This window comes from Achromobacter xylosoxidans (assembly GCF_001457475.1).
Lineage (GTDB): Bacteria > Pseudomonadota > Gammaproteobacteria > Burkholderiales > Burkholderiaceae_B > Achromobacter > Achromobacter xylosoxidans.
In genome coordinates this window covers 3,109,168-3,126,610 of sequence record NZ_LN831029.1, presented here as the reverse complement: position 1 = coordinate 3,126,610, position 17,443 = coordinate 3,109,168, and the positions used below count along the sequence as shown (strand labels likewise).

Here is a 17,443-nt window from a genome sequence, read left to right as displayed (position 1 = left end):
ACGGCTCATTGGACCAGGAAGCGGCCGTTGGCATCGCGGCGCACTTCGACCTGCCCCGCCGCGCTGGACAGCGTCAGGCGCCACGGCTGCCCGAACCACTCCGGGGTCAGCAGCACCGGCACGGCGGGCGCCACCCGCACCGGTCCCGCCTGCCATTGCCGCGGCCGCAGCGCCGGATCGCGCGGGAAATCGTCGATGCGCGTCGGGTCCAGCACCGGCACCGGCCCGTCCAGCATCCAGGCGCCGCGCACGAAACGGTAGCCGTCGGCGTCGGCCTGCCAGGCGATCGCGCGGCCATCGATGCGCACCTCGCTTTGCGCCGCCGCCAGCCGTTCGACCAGCCGCTGGGCGTCATCGCGCAATTGGCGCGCCGGGTCGGAGCGGATGCTCAGGCCAAGCGCGGCGGTGGCCACGCCCACGATCACCAGCACCACCATCAACTCGATCAGCGTGAAGCCGCGCTGCGTCCGCCGCGAGCGTGCCGGGCGCGCCGGCGCGGCGCTCGAAGGCCGGGCGACGGCGCGACCGTTCATGCCTGCAACCGGGCCGCCTGGCTTTCGACATGCTGGCGGGCATCGCGCAGATGGCGCCTGACAATGCGGCCGGACACCCCGTAGCGCGCCGCTGCCTCGCTTTGCAGCATGCCCTCGATGCGCACGCCGATGTAGATCTCGCGCTGTTGCCGCGGCAAGGCCTCGATCAGGCGCATCAGTCCGCGCATCGACGAGCGCGCCTGCGCGATGCGCAGCGGGCCGGGCGCCGCGTCCTCGACGTCTTCGAGCACGACGTCGGTGGCGCTGAACGGCCGTTCGGCGCGCAGCCGGTCGATGGCGATGTTGCACGCCATGCGGAACACGTAGGCGCCCGGATTGGCGATGGCGGGCGCTGGCGGCGCCGCGCCGTCGGCCAACCGCAGCCAGGCGTCGTGCAGGCTGTCGGCGGCCAGGTCGGCGCATCCCAGGTGGCCGCGCAGCGCCTGCATCAGCCGCGCATAGTTGGCCGCGACGAATTCGCCCAGGCAGGCCGGCCGCGGACGCGCCGCCAGGGCGCCGCCGGCGCAGTATTCGTCGCGGCGCCGCTGCGCCTGGGGCGCCGGTTCAAGGCATAAGGACATGGCGGTTCTCCGTGGCGGCCCTGCCCCCGGGCGCAAGCGGGCGCCGTCCGGTGCCGGCCGGACGCTGGGCGGCCCGCTTGCGCATTGCCCAGTTGGCGGGCGCCAGCAGGCCATCGTCGAGCGCCTGGCGCAGCAGCGCGGCGACGCCGGCATGCGCGGCGATCGCCTCCAGTTCCTGATCGAAGCTGGGCGCGCATTCGCAGCCATTGCCTTCGGACAGGCCGGCGAACCAGCGGAACAGCAGGTTGTAGGCGATCTGTTCATGGAAATACGGTTTGCTGCCGGCCGGATACAGCAATTGCAGGATATGCGTGCGGCACAGGATGGCGGCGTCCAACGTCAGCCCGCACTCGGCGCTGGCCGCGCGCAGCAGGTCGGCATGCGCCCGCAGCGTGTCGTCGACGTGCTCGCGCAAGGCCACCAGCGGATGGCGCGGCGGCACATAGCGGGTCAGCTGGATCTGGCCGATCCAGGTTTCGTGCGACACCACCCAGACCCACGGGGATCCGTAGCGGGACACCGATACGGGTTGCTGCCTGGCGCAATCGAGCACCTTGGACAACTTGCGATCCAGTTCGAGCATGCCTACGTTGACGGTCGCCGACACAACGCTCTCCCAGGGCCGGATGGGCCCATGTCCGGTTGGCCGCGCTGCGTGTGGCGCGGCCTGTACCCCTAAGACGACACGGCGCGGCGGAACCCGCCAGGTTTTTTAATCAGGACGGATGGCGCGTTCACGCCAGGCACGCAGCAGCGCCCGGTTCAGGGCGATGCCGGTGGCCTGCTCGATGGGGGCGACCGGCGCGCCGGCCAGCGCCCGCCCCAGGATGTCGACAATATCGGCGCTGGCCAGCGCCCGTTCGAGCGCGTGGCCGAAATCCTGCGGGCTCCAGATCTCCTGGTCCAGCGACAGCCCGACGAACCAGCGGAACAGCAGGTTGCACGAGACCTGCTCGTGCAAGCCCGCCTCGGTGTCGATGCCATAGAGCAGCTGGATCACCAGCGCCCGCAACAGCGGCGGCGCCTCGATGCGCAGCATGGCGCGGATCGCGGCCGCGTGCAGCCGCGGCTGGCTCGCCGCGAGCGCGCGATCGACGTGGTCGCGCAACGCGGCCAGCGGATGGCCGGCCGGATTGAACTCGACCCGGCGCGTATTGCGCGACCAGACCTCGTGCGACACGATCCACACCCACGGCGAGCCGTAACGGTGCACCGACACGGGATGCTCCCATGCCGAATCCACCACCGCCGACAGATTCTCCTTCAGTTCCCGGATACCGATATTCGGTTTACGCGACACGACTGCTCCCCATCGCGCGGACGCGGCATGCGCCCTCGATGGCGGATATGCGCGGCCTGCCTTCTTAGGACGACATGGGCGGGCCAAACCCGCCACCGCGCGCGCCAGGCCGGGCAAAGGCGTCGTCGCGGCGCCTCAGGCCAGCACCACCACGTTGCCCGGCAGGTGCGTGGCGCTCAGGCCGAACGCCTTCTCGATCTGCACCAGCACCTTGTCGGTGTCGCGGATCTCGAAGCGGCCGCTCAGCGCGCTGGCGCCACGGGCGCCGTCCAGCAGCACCACGCGGCCGCGGCGGTAGCGGTTGATCTCGGCCACCACCTCGGCCAGCGGCGTGTTCCGGAACACCAGCGAGCCCTGGCGCCAGGCCGAGGTCTCGGCCGGATCGATCTGCTGCACCGCGCCCAGGCCCCGCCGGTCATAGAACAGCCGTTGGTTCGGTCCCAGCACCGTGGCGCCATTGCCCAGGGCTACGCGCACCGAGCCGGACAGGCAGGTGACGCAGACCGTGCCGTCCAGGTTGCGCAACTCGAAGCGCGCGCCGCGGGCCTCGGCGCTGCCGCGCCCGGCCACGACGGTCAACGCGGCGGACGAGGACTGGCCGTCGAAGGCGGCTTCGCCGGCGATCAGCTCGACCCGCAAGGCGCCCGGCTGCTCCGAGCGCAAGGCAATGCTGGTCTGGGTGTTCATGTCCACCTGCACCCGTTCGCCCAAGCCGAACTGGCGCCGGTCGCCGGTGTCGGTGCGATAGTCGGCCAGCCATTCGTCCCACGCCGGCCACAGCCGCAAGGGCGGCGCCACCACCGCCGCCACGGCCGCGGCGGCGGTGCCCGCCAGCGCCGTGCCGAGGAAGGCGCGTCGGCCCCAGCCCGGGGCGGGGCCACGGGCGGGTTGGCGGGCGCGCTGCCGTTGCAGCGCCAGGCCGGCCGGCGCCATCAGGCTCCAGAGCTGGCGCTGCGCGGCAAAAGCCTGGGCGTGCCGTTCGCTGGCCGAGCACCATTGCCTGAGCGCATCGGCTTCGCGCAGCGTGGCCTGCCCGGACGCGATCAGGCGGATCCAGGCGCGGGCCTCGCGTTCGATATCCGCCTGTCTGCGATCGGCGGGCTGGCTTGCGGTCTTCATTGCTCACTCTCTCGATGCCGCCGCGCCGCCACTGCGGGCGTTGGCGCGCGGTTTTTCCCCTTGACATCCATAGGACGACTCTCGCAGCCGGAACCCGCCTCATGGTGACAATAATTTACGTGTTCGCCGCGCACAGTACTCATGGGCGTTGCGCAGTTCGCGTTCGACGGTGCGCAACGACACGCCCAGCCGCTCGGCGATGTCGTTCTGCGGCAGCCCCTCGACCCGCACCGCCAGCAGGATGTCGCGCTGGCGCGCCGGCAGCTCGCCCATCGCGCGGGTCAGCGCATCGAGTTCGGCGCGCCCCTCGGCGATACGCTCGGGCCCGGGTGCCGGGTCGGCGATGTGCAGCAGCACCTCGGCCTCGGCGACGGTCAGGCGCCGGTTTTCCACGCGCTGCTGGTCGACCGCCACATTGACCGCCATGCGCATCAGATAGGGACCCGGGCTGTCGACCGGGCCGAGTTCCTCCTTGCCTTCGAGGCGCAGCCAGGTGTCCTGCAATGCGTCGCTGGCCAGGTCCGGGCAACCCAGGCGCCGCGTCAGGCGGGCCTTCAGGTCGTCGTAGCGTTGCAGCATGAAATCGCGCAGGACCGACAGGCTGGAGGGCATCATGGATCGCGGGGCAAGGATTGACGGCGCGCGTCAGTACGCCGGGCAGCCCCGGTCGTGTTCCGGCGACTGCGGCATGACCAGCATCACGAACGGCTGCAGCAGGTCCGGTGGCGGCGCCTTGTCGAACACGGCCTGGTCCAGCGCCAGCACGATCTCGTCGTCCTTGGCGCGGTCGCCGGTCGAATCGAGCACGCGCGCCCGCTCCACCCGGCCCATCGGCGAAACTTCGAAACTGATGGCCGCGCGGTAGTCCCCGGCACGGGTGGCGGGGTTGCGGCACAGCGCCTCGCGCACGCCGGCCTGGACCACGCCGTAGTAGCTGCGGTAGAAGGCGCCGCGGCTGCCGTCGGTGCGGCGCGTGGCGGACGTCGCGCGGTCCTTGCGGGCGGCGTGTCGCAGGATGAATGCGTTGGCGGCCGTGTATTCGGCCGCCAGTCCCGAACCTTCGATCAGCATGCGCAAAGCCGCCTCCGGCGTATGGATTCCCTTGACCGCGGCCGAACGCCGCCCCACCGCCAACGCGGCGCGATACACCACCGAACTGCCGGTGACATTGCTGTATTGCTCGAGCGCCGATTGCAGCGGTTGCGCCGGCAGGTCGAACTCGAAGACCCGCAACAACGGTTCCTGGGCCATGGCCGGGCGCCAGCACAAGGCCGCGCAGACCCCCCACAGGATCCACCAGCCCAACCATTGGCGCCCCTGGCCACGCGCCGGCCGCTTGCCCGCCCTGATTGGCTCCAGATGCATGCCCTGCCCTTGTCGCGCCCCGGCGGCTGAGGGGGAGCCGCAACACGTCGTGCTAATCGGTGAATGGGCAATGTAGGTCGCGCTTGTGACTGCGGCATGACAGCGGATCGTCAGCTTTCCAGCTCCTAGCCACCTGACAGGCCACGCTGCTCCGGTTCGGTCAGGCGGGCCTTCTGCGCCGCGTCCAGCTCGCCGTTGCCGACCATCTGGAAGATGCTGCGCGGGTCGTAGCCCTGTGTCGCGGCCGCCGCGCCCGGCCCCGGATTGCGGCCGGCCGGCGCGGTGGCGCCGGGCGATCCCGCGCCCGACAGCGGCTCGCTGCCATTGCCCAGGATCTGCACGCTGATGATGGACGGCAGGTTGCGGCGCGCCGCCGCCTGCTGCTGGCGCGAGGTCTCCTGCGCGCCCTGGGTCGCCCCCGCCGCGGCCGCGCTGGCGCTGGTCAACGCCGCGACGTTCACCGCCGCCAGCGCCGGCACGCCGGTGGCCTTGCCCTGCCCCACCACGTTGGCCGCGTTGACCACCTGCAGCGCCGCCAGGTTGACGTTGCCCGAGTAGCGGATGCCCGCCTCGCCCGCGTCGATGGTGCCCAGCGGCGCCACCAGGTCGACGTCGCCCGGCGGCACCTCTGGAATCGGGTTGAGGGTGGCGATCCCGGCGCCGGTGCTGGGCACGGTGGGCGACAGCGTCACGTTGCCGACGTCGTCATACAGGCGCCGCTGCGGCGTATACACCACGGTGCTCTTGGCGCCCCGGCCGCTGTTGATGTCGCCCTCGGCCGACCAGCCCAGGATGTTGCCGCCAAAGGTGGTCATGACCCGGCTCTGGCCCAGCAGGATGCTGCCCTTGGCGTACATCTGGATGTCGCCGGCGCCCTGGGTGATGATGCCGGCGGTGGACGGCGGCGCCACGCCCTCGACGCCGAAGACCACCTGGCCGCCCGGCGCCATCAGGTGGATCGAGCCGCCGTACAGCGTCTGGATGCCGGAACCGCCGAACAGCGTGATGTCGCCCTGGTAGCGGATCGGCCGGCCATCCGCGCCGGTCGTCGGGTACAGCTCGGCGATCGCCTGGCGACCGCGGGCGTAGCTGCCGGCGCGCGGCCCGATCGGGTCGTTGTACTCGCGGCCGCCCGCCGTCAGTTCGGCGTAGTAGACCTGGCGCAGGAACACGCGCTGCTGCTCGGCCGGCAGCGCATCGAAATAGGCGCGCGCCCCGTCCGCGGCGCCGCCGTAGCCATGCTGCGCGCGCAGCCAGTCGAGCAGTTCGCCTTCGTAGGTCTTGGCCGTCTTGCCCGCCTGGCCGGACAGCGGCTGGCCCGGATCGGCGCGATTGGCCGGGTCCAGGTAGCGGCGCGCAAACGCCGCGTAGTCGCCTTGGCCGCCGGCGCTGGCAACGATGCCTGCACCGCCCTTGCCGGTGGTCTGCCCGCCGTTGATCGGGCCGATGCTGGTGAGGCGGCCCTTGTCTTCCTGCGTCAGGTTGCGGCCGGCGCTGACTTCCAGCCAGCCGGGGCCGGCCACGTCGACGTTGGCATAGAGGATGTCACGGCCGGCGACGACGCGGGAAACGTCGTTGGGTTGGTGATTCAGGACCAGGGCCTTGAGGTTGACGATGTCGCCGCCAGCCTGGATGCTGACGGGACGGGCGGCGTGGTACTCGATGCCGTCCTTGGTCGTTATCGTGCTGCCGGTAGACAGGCCCACGATGTCGCCACCCGCATAGAAGCGCGCGATCCCCGCGTTGGACAGGGCGGGACGCCCCGCCGCCGAGTCCGTGCCGAAGGCGAGCAGGCCGCCCTCCAGGCCCACGGCGTTGCCGGCGCTGACCGCCCCGCTGTCCCATGTGGCCTGGTAGGCGGGGCGTTCCGGCGCCGCGATCGACGTCGGGTCGGCGCCCGACACGCCGGTGCGATAGCCGCCGCCATAGAGGCCGCCGCGCGCAAGCATTTCCACGCTGCCCTGGCTTCCCGGCGCAAAGGACCATTCCGTTGCGGCGTTGGCCGAGCTGGCGTGATAGAAAATGCTGCCCGAAGCCGCCACCACGCTGACGCGCGAAGGATAGGCAAAGACGTTCGCATACCCACTGGCACTGTATTGGTACTGGTTCTTGGTCGCCAGGTTGTCGTTGTGGCCGGCGGTGATCGGCGTCAAGGCGCCGCCCGCGGCGAACAGGTCCAGCGAGGTCCTCGCCGTCCACAACGAGAACCAGCTATTGGCCCCGCCCGGCTGTTCCACGCCCTCGTGAATGAAGGGGGTGGCCGACAGCTGGTACATCCTGCCGGCATCGCCCACGCCGCCCAGGACCAGATCCCCGCGTGCGTTCAGCGCGGCGGTGGCGTCGCCGGCCACGATGGCCGGACCGCCGGATGGCGCCGCCAGCGTGGGACGCAATGGGTCCAGGCCACGGGAATCCGATCGGTCCACCGCCCGATACAGCGGATCGACCCGTCCGATGCTGCGCGCGTCCACCTTGATGGCGCCGCGCAGGTTGGTCAGGACGCCGTTCAGATCGGAGTACGGCGCGGAAATGTCATTGACCCCATCGCTCGAGCTGGTTCGCAAGGGATTCAGCGCGCCGCCGACGCGCAGGCTCAAGTCCCCGCCACCGGTGGACACACGCTTGCCGTCCGGCGTGATCCGCCCGGTGCTGCCCACGGCAAGCGCCAGACCCTGCATGGTGGGATAGGTATTCTGCAACGCCACGGGCTGGGTCAGCACGCCTGCGTCGCCGCCCACATTGACCGACAGATTGCCGCCACCGAGCGTGCCGAAGCCGGTAAAGCCTTCCACCGATACGCCCGGTGTCTCGAATATGGAAAAGTACGGCGACGGCAGGTAAGTCCCGAAGTTGATCCACCAGGCCGTCTGCTGGCCGATGCCGGCGCCCCCCTGGCGCCACAGCCAATAGCCGGGGTAGCTTCCCGGCGCGGGCGCCGCGCCACGGGGATCCTGGCCGTCGAACTTCGACGGCAGGCCCCGCACCGCGCCGCGCATGTCGCCTTGCACATTCAACAGCAGGTCGCCGCCCCGCTCGGGATACCAGGCGGCATACTGCCCGCCGGTGACGAGCGGCTCGTAATTGGCCGCGGCGGCGCCGAGTACGGAACCGTAGCCATCCGCGCGGCTCATCAGCTCGTCATAGGCCCGCGGCAGGTTGTAGGCGTCCCTGCCCAGCGCATCGAGAATGGGATTGCCCTGGGCGTCGCGCACGGCGTCCGACGGCGTGCCGGCGGTGTAGATGCCGTAGTAGGAACCCTGCTGGAAGTTGCCGCCGGCCAGGATGTCGAGATCGCCGCGGCCGGTGCGGATCACGCTGAAGATGGGCGATTCGCCCAACAGGCCGAAGCTCAGGTCCTGCAGGTAATGCGGATCCGACAGCTTCACATGCCCGCGGTCGCCCAACTGGAAAGCCGGCAGCAGCGCGCGGGTGTCGGCCGAATCCAGGTCGGCGCCGCCGGCCAGCCGCAGACTCCAGGACGAAGCGCCCCGGCCCAGCATGGGCGCGACGGCCCAGATGCGGCCCTGTACCCCATCGGCGTTCAGGTCCCGCAGTTCCACCGTGCTGCCGTTGAAGCGCAGGTCGGTTCCGCTGGGCAGGTAGGCGCCGGCCGCCAGCGGCAGGTCGGCGGCCAGGGCCAGCGGGGCATTGAAGATCGACAGCGGCGTGCCTTTGGGCACGGTGAAGGTCCGCACGGAGATCGCCTGGTTCAATGCCATGCCCGCGCCCAGGCGGGCGCCGGCCGTCAGCGTCAAGGCGGCCGGCAGCACGCTGCCCTTGGCGTAGAGCGTGCCGTCCGCCGCGCGCACGTCGGCCTCCAGCACGGTGCCGGCCGCCAGGGTCAGGGGCTGAGCCAGTTCGACCTGGGCCGGCAGGCGCGCGTTGGCCTTGATGGTGTTGGGCTGGATCGGCAGGTCGAAATTCAGCGATTCGGTCTCGGTGTTGGGAAACACCGTGCCGCCGGCCAGCGTGACCGCGCGCGGCAGAATCAGGCTTTGGCCGGCCACGTCCACGCCATTGGCGTCATCCGGCCCCGCCCGGCCGATCAGGCGCCAGGCGCGGACGTCGTCATCGGTGCCCAGCGGCGGCGCGAAACCGTCGGTGATGCTGCCGTAGATGTTCAGGTCGCCCTTGGCGCGCACCAGCAGCACGCCGGCCGCGCCGAAGCCGCGGCGCGCCGGATCATTGCGGTCCGCGTCGGGGCCATAGCGGTAGTTCGACAGGTCCAGGTCGCCCTCGACGCGCAGATCGCCGTCGGCGGCGCGGCTGACGATCTCCACGCCGGGGCGCAACCCGTAGCCCCGCAGCCGCGCGCCCAGCGCGGCGTTGGCCAGCGCGGCGTTCATGTAGGTGACGCTGTCCGCGTCGATCTGGTCCAGATAGGCCTGGGTGATCACCTGCGGCGTGCGGCCGGTGATGTCCGGGGCCGTGGCGAGGGGCGCGTCGTCGTAGCGCCGGAAGGCATTGACCGACACGCGCTCGGCGCCCAGCACGTTGGGCGTGCCGAGGATGTCCAGCGCCACGTCATCGGCGCCCAGGCGCGGCGCGTTCAGGTCCAGCGTGCCGCGCGGGCGGCCATCATGCTGGCCGGGGCCATTGCCCGCCGCCACGCCGGTGCCGGCCCGCAGGTCGATGGCCGCGTTGGCGCCGAGCACCAGACGGCCCTGCGTGGCGGTCAGTTCGACCACCGCGCGGTTGGGGCTGTCGATGATGTCGCCCCGGCTGTCCACGCGCAGCAAGGCGCCGTGCGCGTCCAGCAGGCCGTTGACGATCAGGTCGCGCCGGGCCGACAGGCGGATGCTGCCGACCTGCGCGCCGCCGGCGTCGACCACGCCATTGACCGTCAAGCTGCCGCCGTCGACCGCGATGTTGATCCGCCGGGCCTTGATTTCATTGCCGATCACCAGGTCGCCGCGCTTGAGCTGGAAGGCGCGCGAGCCGGTCACGCCGCCTTCGGTCAGGCGCTGGTTCAGCGCCACGAAGTCGGCGATGGCCTGGGCCCGCAGCGCGATGCCGCCAGCCTCGAACGGCACCAGGGTGCCGCCGGCATCGTACTCGCCGCTGGACTGCCCCTTGATTGCGCCGCGCAGGTCGATCAGGCCGGCGCCGGCGTCCAGCGCCGTGGCCGTGAGCCTGCCGGCCTGGTTGTAGCGCGCCGACAGATCGATGATGGACCCGGCCGCCTGGACGATATCCCCCTTGCGGCTTTCGAGCTCCACGTCGCCGCCCCAGCCATAGCGCGTCTGGTCGCCCAGGGTCACGGCGCGACCGCCCAGGTCGAGCCGCGCCCCGCTGGCCAGCGTCAGGCCATGCTCGGCCTGCGCCACCAGCTTGCCGCTGGGCAGCACGATGGCGCTGTCCAGCTCGACTTTGCCGCCTTGCAGGGTCAGCGTGGCGCCCCACGGCGCTGCGGCGTCGGCCGGCGCCGCGCCGGTGCCCGTCAATTGCAGCAGGTCGCCCGCCGTCAGGCGCGTGACCGAGCCGTTGCCGCCCGTGAGCATGGGCGTGCGCAATAGCAGCGAGCCGCCCTGGTACTGGAACTTGCCATCGACGAAGTCGCCGCGCGCCTGGTGGACCTCCAGGCTGCCCTCGCCGCCCGCGGTGATCTGCTCGGCGGCATCCATCCGCACGCTGGAGAAGCCCAGCGCCTGGCGCCGCATCTGCTGGTGCGGCACCTGCAGCGTGCCGTTGGCGTCGCCCAGCACGATCCGGCGCGCGCTCAGGTTCAGCGTGCCCAGGCCGGTTCCCGCCCCGCCGGCCGCGATCGGGGCGGGCTCGGCGTTGGCGACGCCGTTCCAGACCAGCGTATCGGTGGACAGGGTGGCGACGTCGCCGGCGCCGCCGTAGCCATAGATGGCGGGCGTGTTCAGCACCAATTGCGCCAGGCTGGAGTTGCCGGTGGCGGCATCCAGTGTGCTGAGATTGACGTTGCCGAAGAAATTGACCGAGTCGCGCAACGAGAAGATCACCCGTTCCAGCGCCGGCGCGCCGACGCTGGTGTCGCCGTCCAGCAGGCGGCGCAACAGGTCCTGCGACAGGCGCAGCCCCGCGGGCAGAACGCCGCGCGCCATCGCGTCCGCCAGCGCGGCATCGCCGCCCGCGTTCAGGCTGCTGGCGGCCACCACCAGGTTGCGGGTGCCATAGCGCAAGGCGTCGTGCAGCACCAGATTGTTGCTGCCAAAGACCACCGTGCCATCGGAGTAAAGCTGGGTCGTGCCTGCGCAGGCTGTCGCCGGGCAGGCGCCAAGCTCGATGCGGCCGGATTGCGCGCCCAGCCCATTGCCGAAATCCAGCCAGCCATTGGAGATGGCCAGGATGCTGTTGTTTCCTCCCGCGCTGCCGAACCGGTAGCCCTGGCGCGCGTCATAAGGGGCGGCGCCCATCCCCAGCGTATTGATGGCCGCGCCGCGTTCGACCACGATCGACTTCGCCTGGTCGACGATCAGCAGCACTTCGGGCGCGCGCAACTGGGCGCCGGCGCGCACGATGACGTCGCCGCCGGAGCCGGCTGCCGTGCCCAGCTGGCGGTCTCCCGCCGTCACCGGCTGGTACGCCCAGCCGCCGAGCGACAGGCGGTTGGCGGCCACCGCGTTCAGATCCCTGTCCCGCAGCGCGATGCCGGCCGGCGAGGCCGTGGACGCGTCGTTGACGATCTCGAGCGCCGCGCCGTTGGTGCGAACCAGCAACTGGCCGCCATAGCCGTCCCTGGCGGGCGTGAAGCGGGCCTGGCCGTCGAACCGCAGCGCCGGCCCGGCGCCGGGCAGGTTGCGATAGTTGAACTCCAGCGCCGCCGCGTCGGCGGGCAGCATCGGCCGCGGCTGGCCACTGCGCGCGGCCTCGGCCAGCACGAAGGCGCTGTAGTCCATCTCGTTGTACTGGGCATGCCGCCGCAGCACGTCGCCGGGGGTGACCAGCGCCTGCCGCGGCATGGCATCCACGGCGCCGGTGTTGGACAGGCCGCGGATGGCCGCGACCGACCAGGATCCCCCCCGCAGCGTACTGGCGTTGCCGCCCAGCGCGCCCTGCCCCAGCTCGACGCGGTAGGCGCCGGGCAACAGGGCGTAGTAGGACGGCAGCAAGGTATAGGTGCCCGCGGGCAGGCCGGGCACGCCGGCGCCGATCGTGATGGTCTCGCCGGCGCGCGGACGCGAGCCGGCGTAGCCGCTGGCTTCGTCGCGCGGCGCCACCGGCGCGTAGCCGTCGGCCAGGCCCGGCATGATCGCGTAGACCGGCCGGTCCGACAGCGCCGGCAGGTCGAATTTGCCGCTCGCGGCATCGAACCGCGGCAAGGGATGGAACAGCGGATCGGTGGAGCCGCCTCGCCCGCTGATGAACCCCGCGCCCGCCAAGGTGCCTCCGCCGGACAGGTCGATGACCGCGCCGGCATCCACCGCGATCGATCCGCCCAGCAGGGAAATGCCCCTCACCACCTGGAAGATGTTGGTGCCGCCGACGCCCACGGCCTCCACCGGCGCGCCTTGGTAAAGGTAGCTCAGGCCGTCGACGGTGCCGCCATAGGGCACGGTGAGGCCCGCCGCGCTGACGGAGGTCAGGCTGCCGGGCAGCAGCCGCACCTGGCGGGTATCGCCGTTGATGCCGATGCCCATGACGATACGTCCCAACGGCGCAAACACGTTACCGCCCTGCTCCACGTTGGGCGCGTTCAAGGTCAGCGCGCCGAACACGGACAGCGGCGCGACGCCAGCCTGCGGACCGGCCACGCCCTCGATCCGCAACACCGCGTCGGCGTCATAGGGAACGCCGCCGCCGCGCCACCCGGCCACCGCCAACCCCTTCGCGCCCGTGGCGGGATAGACCCGCTGCCCGGCCAGCAGCAGGTTGCCCGCCGTCAGGACGGCGCTGGTGTCGCTCTGCCCGCTGATGGGGATGTCGGTGGCGCCCGCGGTGGCCAGGAACCGCAGGTCACCCCGGCTGCGCAGGGCCACGTTGTCGTAGCCACGACGTTCGATGGCCAACTGGCTGCCGCCGCCCAGCCTGGCCGCGCCGGACATGCCGGCATTGACGCGGTTGCGGATATCGATCTGGTCGGCGTCGACTTCAAACAGCGCGGCGCCCGGTAGCGTCGACGGCTTCCACGCGTTGAGCGTGGCCTCGACCTGCTGCACGATCGCGGGAGTCAGATTGGTGCGGCCGCTCAACAGCACATAGGGCGCGATGATGCGGACGGTGGCGCCCGCCCGGGTGTTGCCCAGCGCGCCCTGGTACAGGCTGATCGATTGCCGCGCCTGCAGCGTCACGTCGCCGTCGAAGGTCAACAGGTCGCGCGCATACAGCGACACGTCGCCAAAGCCTCCCGCCGCGATCTGGTCCATGCCAATACGGCCCAAGCCATAGTCCAGCGCGGCGCTTTCCGGGGCGATGCCGGCCGGCAGCAGGCTCGCGCCCGCCGTCTGCGAAATGCGCAGCTCACGCGGCCGTATCAGGGCCTGCTGCGTGCCGGTCGCGTACAGCGGGGTTTCCAGCTTCAGCGACAGGGCTCCGCCCGCGGCGCTGGCGCCGCCCGCCGCGGCCCGCATCGCGCCATCCAGGTAGAGGCCGGCGGTGGCGGCCAGCGCGATCTCGCCGCCCTTGCCGCCAACCCGCCTGGCGCCCGCGCCGGCGCCGTCATCCACCGGCACGTCCACGGTCATCGCCGAACCCGACGCTTCCAGCTCCGCGCCCGGCCGAATGACGACGAACTCGCCGTCGATGGCGATGCGCCCGCCATCGAGCTGCTTGCCGTAGCGGCGGCCACGGGCGTCCACGGCCGTCGCCGCAATGCCGCCCACGTCGAGCCTCGCGCCCGATTCGATCCAGACCGAGTTGGGCAGGCCGCCCAGTTGCGCGGTGGCCCCCTGGTCATCCGCGCCCCGCGCCACCACGATCTGGCCGCCGGGCGCTTGCAGCGTGCCTTGCACCCGCATCAGCCCGCGCGATTGCAGGCGGATGGTCTGGCCCGGGTCGACCCGCAGTACGGCATCCTGGCCGATCCGCAAGGCGCCCACCGTCTGCGGCGTCGCCGCAACGAAGGCGGACAGCGACAGGCTGGCCCCGAGCCGCTGGCTCATCCGGCCGGTGACGGCATTCTCCTGGAACAACGGCGGCGTCCACAGCGTCAGCGCGTCATCGAAGCCGGCCAGCTGCGGATCCGGCGTCTCGGACCTGGGACGATAGACCGGCATCGCCACGTCCAGCGCCATGCCGTCGGCAACGGTCAAGCCCTGCGCGCCGTTGATGTCGTAGCGCGCGAACCCGCGCTGGAACAGGTCGCCGCGCAACACCAGGCCATCGGCGCCGGCATCGGCATCCGCCGCATCGCTGATCAACACGCGGTTGGCGCCGACCCGCAGGGTGCCGCCGCCGTTGACGCCGTAGCCATATACCGTGCCGGCCAGCGACACCCCCACGGGTCCCGGACCGGGCACGCTGCCGTTCAGCGCCACCTGCTCCAGCGCCACGTCGCCGCCCTTGCCGCCGCTCAGCCGGCCCTTGACGTCCAGTGTCGCGCCCGAACGCGCATCCAGCACGCTGCCCGCCGCCACGGCAACCGCGCCGGTGCCGCGCAGCGCGATCTGCCCGCCATTGCGCCAGGCCAGCGCATCGACGTCTTGCGGCGCGCGCCGCAGATTGGCCCACAGGCCGCTGACATCGATGCTTGTGCCGGGCGCGACCTCGACCCGCGCCGAGGTATTGGCGGCCGGCGCCAGGAAAACCTCGCGTTCGACGCTCTGCAGCACATTGCCGGCAGCCACGCGGCCGCCGCGCGCCGTCAGGTCGCCCTGGATGGAGACGTTCGGCGCGTATAGCTCGATCAGGCCCCCGGACGCGACCCGCAGATCCTGCCCGACGGTCACGTCCTGCGCCGCCACGGCGGTGACCTGGCCCAGGCCCGCGCGGCTCAGCGCCGCAGCATCGAGCCACACGGTATCGCGGCGGTCCGCCGGCATGGCGCCGTCCAGCCCGAGCCTGTCGGCCAGCGGCGGCATGGCATCGGTGAACAGGATCTGCCTGGCCGCGGCCGCCAGGTCGTACCCCCACGAAGTCGTCGTTGCGCCGGTGATCTGGCGTGCCACATAGCGGCCAACGATCAATTGGCCCGCCTGCGCCCGGGCCAGCTGCGACTGCTGGTAGCCGGTCTGCTGCCGCAGGCCCGCCTCCACCGCCTGTCGCGCCTGGGTCTGGCGTTCGCCCTGGAAGGCCTCGCCCACGATACTGCCTTCCATCACCGCGGTGCGCGTGCCGATGACCAGGCGGCCCGCGTCGCGTCCGGCCGTATAGCCGTCTTCGTAGCGCTGCCGGGGCGCCAGCAAGGCGCTGTAGAAATAGCGGGTGGCGCTCTGGCCCCAGCGCGCGTGGGTGTCTTCGAAGCCGCGATACAGGCCCTTGTAGAGCAGGTCGCCGGGCGCGCGCGAGACTTCGTACAGGCGGCCGTCCTCGCCCCGCAGCCAGCTCTGCTGGATGTTGCCGCCCGCCACGTCCAGCGTGCCGCCCGAGATGTTGATGAGCGCCCCCCGGCGGGCGACCAGCTCGCCGCCCTCCACCGTCACCGTGCCGCCGATCGCCGCCCACTCGCCGATGCCGTGGCGCTCGGTGCCCAGGTAGCCGCCCACCTCCAGCAGCCCGCCGGCGGTGTACCAGCGCTCGCGTTCATAGCCGTTCACGCCCTTGGCCACCTGCACCAGCGCGCGGCGGTCGATCCAGATTTCACTGTTGTTCAAGACCTTGCCATCGCGGTTGAGCGGCGCGTCGCGCAGTTCGTTGCCCTGGATATTGATCTTGAGGTTGTTGGATTCCATCGTCACCTTGACGCCGACCGCGCCGGCGACGTCCAGCAACGCACCGTCGTTGAGCAGCGTGCGGCGATTGGCCGCGATGGCGATCTGCCCCCCCGTGGCCAGCGCCAGCGCGCCGTCCCGGGCCTCGACCGTGCCGCCGCTGGTCACCTCGATGCGCGACTGGTCGCGGCGATCGGGCAAGGCGCTCAGGTGATCGAAAGCCTGGCCCGCGGTCCGATGATTGTCGCCCTCCTCCGGCGCTGGACGCACCAGCGTGTCGCGCTGCGCATCCAGCGCGACGGTGCCGTCGTTCTCGATCAGGATGGCGGTGGTGGAATCCCGGCCGAACACGACGCTGCCGCTGGCGTCGCTGGCCGAATTCAGCAGATGCACCGTGCCGCGCGTGGTCACCGACGTGGTGGCGATGGCCGCGCCCTGCTGGCGGACCTCGTGTCCGGTCAGCGTGATGTCGCCCAAGGGCGACTGGATCAGGCCGGTGTTGGCCGCCACGCCCGCCTGGCTGCCCGCATTGCGGCGCGCCGATACCTCGTTGCCACGGGTGGTGGAACGGACGTTGGCGTCCGATCCCAGGCCGCGGCGGATGATGAAGGTATCGCCCGCCGCCAGCACCGTCTGGCCGCTCGGCGTCGTGATCTGGCCGGCGTTGTGGACTTCGCGGCCCAGCAGCAGGACGTAGCCGCCGCCCTGGGTGACGCCGCCAGGCGCGCTGGTCTGGATGCGCGCGCCGGCCTCGACGCGCACGTCGCCGGTGGCGTTGCCGGCGCGGGCGGCGTCGCCCTGGCCGACCAGGTCGTTGCCGAAGCTGGGCGTGTAGCGCTCGTTGGCGCTTTCACCCGTCTTGCCACTGTACAGGCCGCTGCGGAACTGGGCGTCGCTCATCCCCACCGCGGCGGCGACCAGGTTGCGCGTATTGACCTGGCTGGAACCGCTGAAGACGATGCCGTTGCGGTTGACGATCATGACGGTGCCGGGCGCTTCGATCTGGCCCTGTATCTGGCTGGGCCGCGCGCGCGGGTCGTTGACCCGGTTCAGCACCGACCACGAACTGGCCTGCTGCTTGAACGATACGGTGGTGTTGCGGCCGACGTTGAAGGTCTCCCAATTCAGGATGGCCTTGTCGGCGGTCTGGTCGACCGTGACGACGGTGCGGCCGCCGCGCGAGGATTGCGAGCCGGGCGTCAAGGGACGCGCATTGAGCCAGCCGGCAGTCAGCGGATTGGTGTCGACCTTCAACCCGTCTTCGGCCATCCCGTCCGGCACCGGCGACCCCTGGTGCAGCGCCGCCTGGCGCGCCGCGGCCTGGGCCGCCTGCTGCGCCGCGATCGCCGCCGCGCCCCGGTTCAGGTTGGCGAGCGAGCGCTGCAGCTGCTGGTTGGCGCGCTGCTGGTCGCGCAGCGTCGACGGAATGCCGGCCAGGCCGCCGCCGGGCAGGCGCCCGGTCGCCGCGGTCTGCGCCTGCGTGGCGCGCTTGTCGGAGAACCAGCCGGGACCGAACGCCGGGCCGGCCGCCAGCGCCGGCGCCGCCGACAGGGCGAGGACCAGGGCGTGCATGGCTGGCGACAGCCGGAATGCGGGGGCGCCCCGTTGTCCGCCCTTGTCACGTCGGGTCACGCTGCCTGTCTGCTGGTTCATGCCGTATCTCTGATCCTGGGTATGCGCCGCTGCGAAAGGCGGCTGTCGATATGGGTGCCGGGCCGGGCGCGCTCGCGGCATGCGCGAACGCGCGGCAAATGGCCGCGACACCGGCAA

Annotated in this window: 8 protein-coding genes; all 8 read right to left on the bottom strand. The window is 71.5% G+C overall.

The annotated features are described in order from the left end of the window. Positions 1-5: 5 nt before the first annotated feature. On the bottom strand, positions 6-533 hold the full coding sequence (gene gspH / locus AT699_RS14075; protein WP_020927634.1) for a type II secretion system minor pseudopilin GspH: 528 nt from the start codon (positions 531-533) through the stop codon (positions 6-8). Beyond that, the gene (locus AT699_RS14070) at positions 530-1,114 is read right to left on the bottom strand and encodes an RNA polymerase sigma factor (protein WP_020927633.1); all 585 of its coding nucleotides are present in this window, start codon (positions 1,112-1,114) and stop codon (positions 530-532) included. The genes gspH and AT699_RS14070 overlap by 4 nt, the downstream gene beginning before the upstream one ends. Continuing rightward, positions 1,098-1,721, bottom strand: coding sequence for a transposase (locus AT699_RS31905; RefSeq protein WP_020927632.1), 624 nt, complete (start codon positions 1,719-1,721; stop codon positions 1,098-1,100). Before AT699_RS31905 ends, AT699_RS14070 begins: the two co-directional genes overlap by 17 nt. Before the next feature lie 105 nt (positions 1,722-1,826). Next, entirely contained in the window at positions 1,827-2,414 is a 588-nt protein-coding gene (locus AT699_RS14060) for a transposase (protein WP_024068830.1), read from the bottom strand. Between the two features lie 135 nt (positions 2,415-2,549). Beyond that, a complete protein-coding gene (locus tag AT699_RS14055) occupies positions 2,550-3,533 on the bottom strand; it encodes a FecR family protein (RefSeq protein WP_024068829.1) in 984 nt (327 codons plus the stop codon). A 99-nt stretch (positions 3,534-3,632) separates the two neighbouring features. Beyond that, positions 3,633-4,148 (bottom strand): RNA polymerase sigma factor, encoded by a 516-nt coding sequence (locus AT699_RS14050; protein WP_006384896.1) that lies wholly within the window; start codon positions 4,146-4,148, stop codon positions 3,633-3,635. Positions 4,149-4,178: 30 nt separating this feature from the next. Continuing rightward, entirely contained in the window at positions 4,179-4,898 is a 720-nt protein-coding gene (locus tag AT699_RS14045) for a TonB family protein (protein ID WP_058207312.1), read from the bottom strand. A gap of 125 nt (positions 4,899-5,023) precedes the next feature. Further along, positions 5,024-17,326, bottom strand: a complete 12,303-nt coding sequence (locus AT699_RS14040; protein ID WP_081247773.1) for a filamentous hemagglutinin family protein — start codon at positions 17,324-17,326, stop codon at positions 5,024-5,026. Between the last annotated feature and the right edge of the window lie 117 nt (positions 17,327-17,443).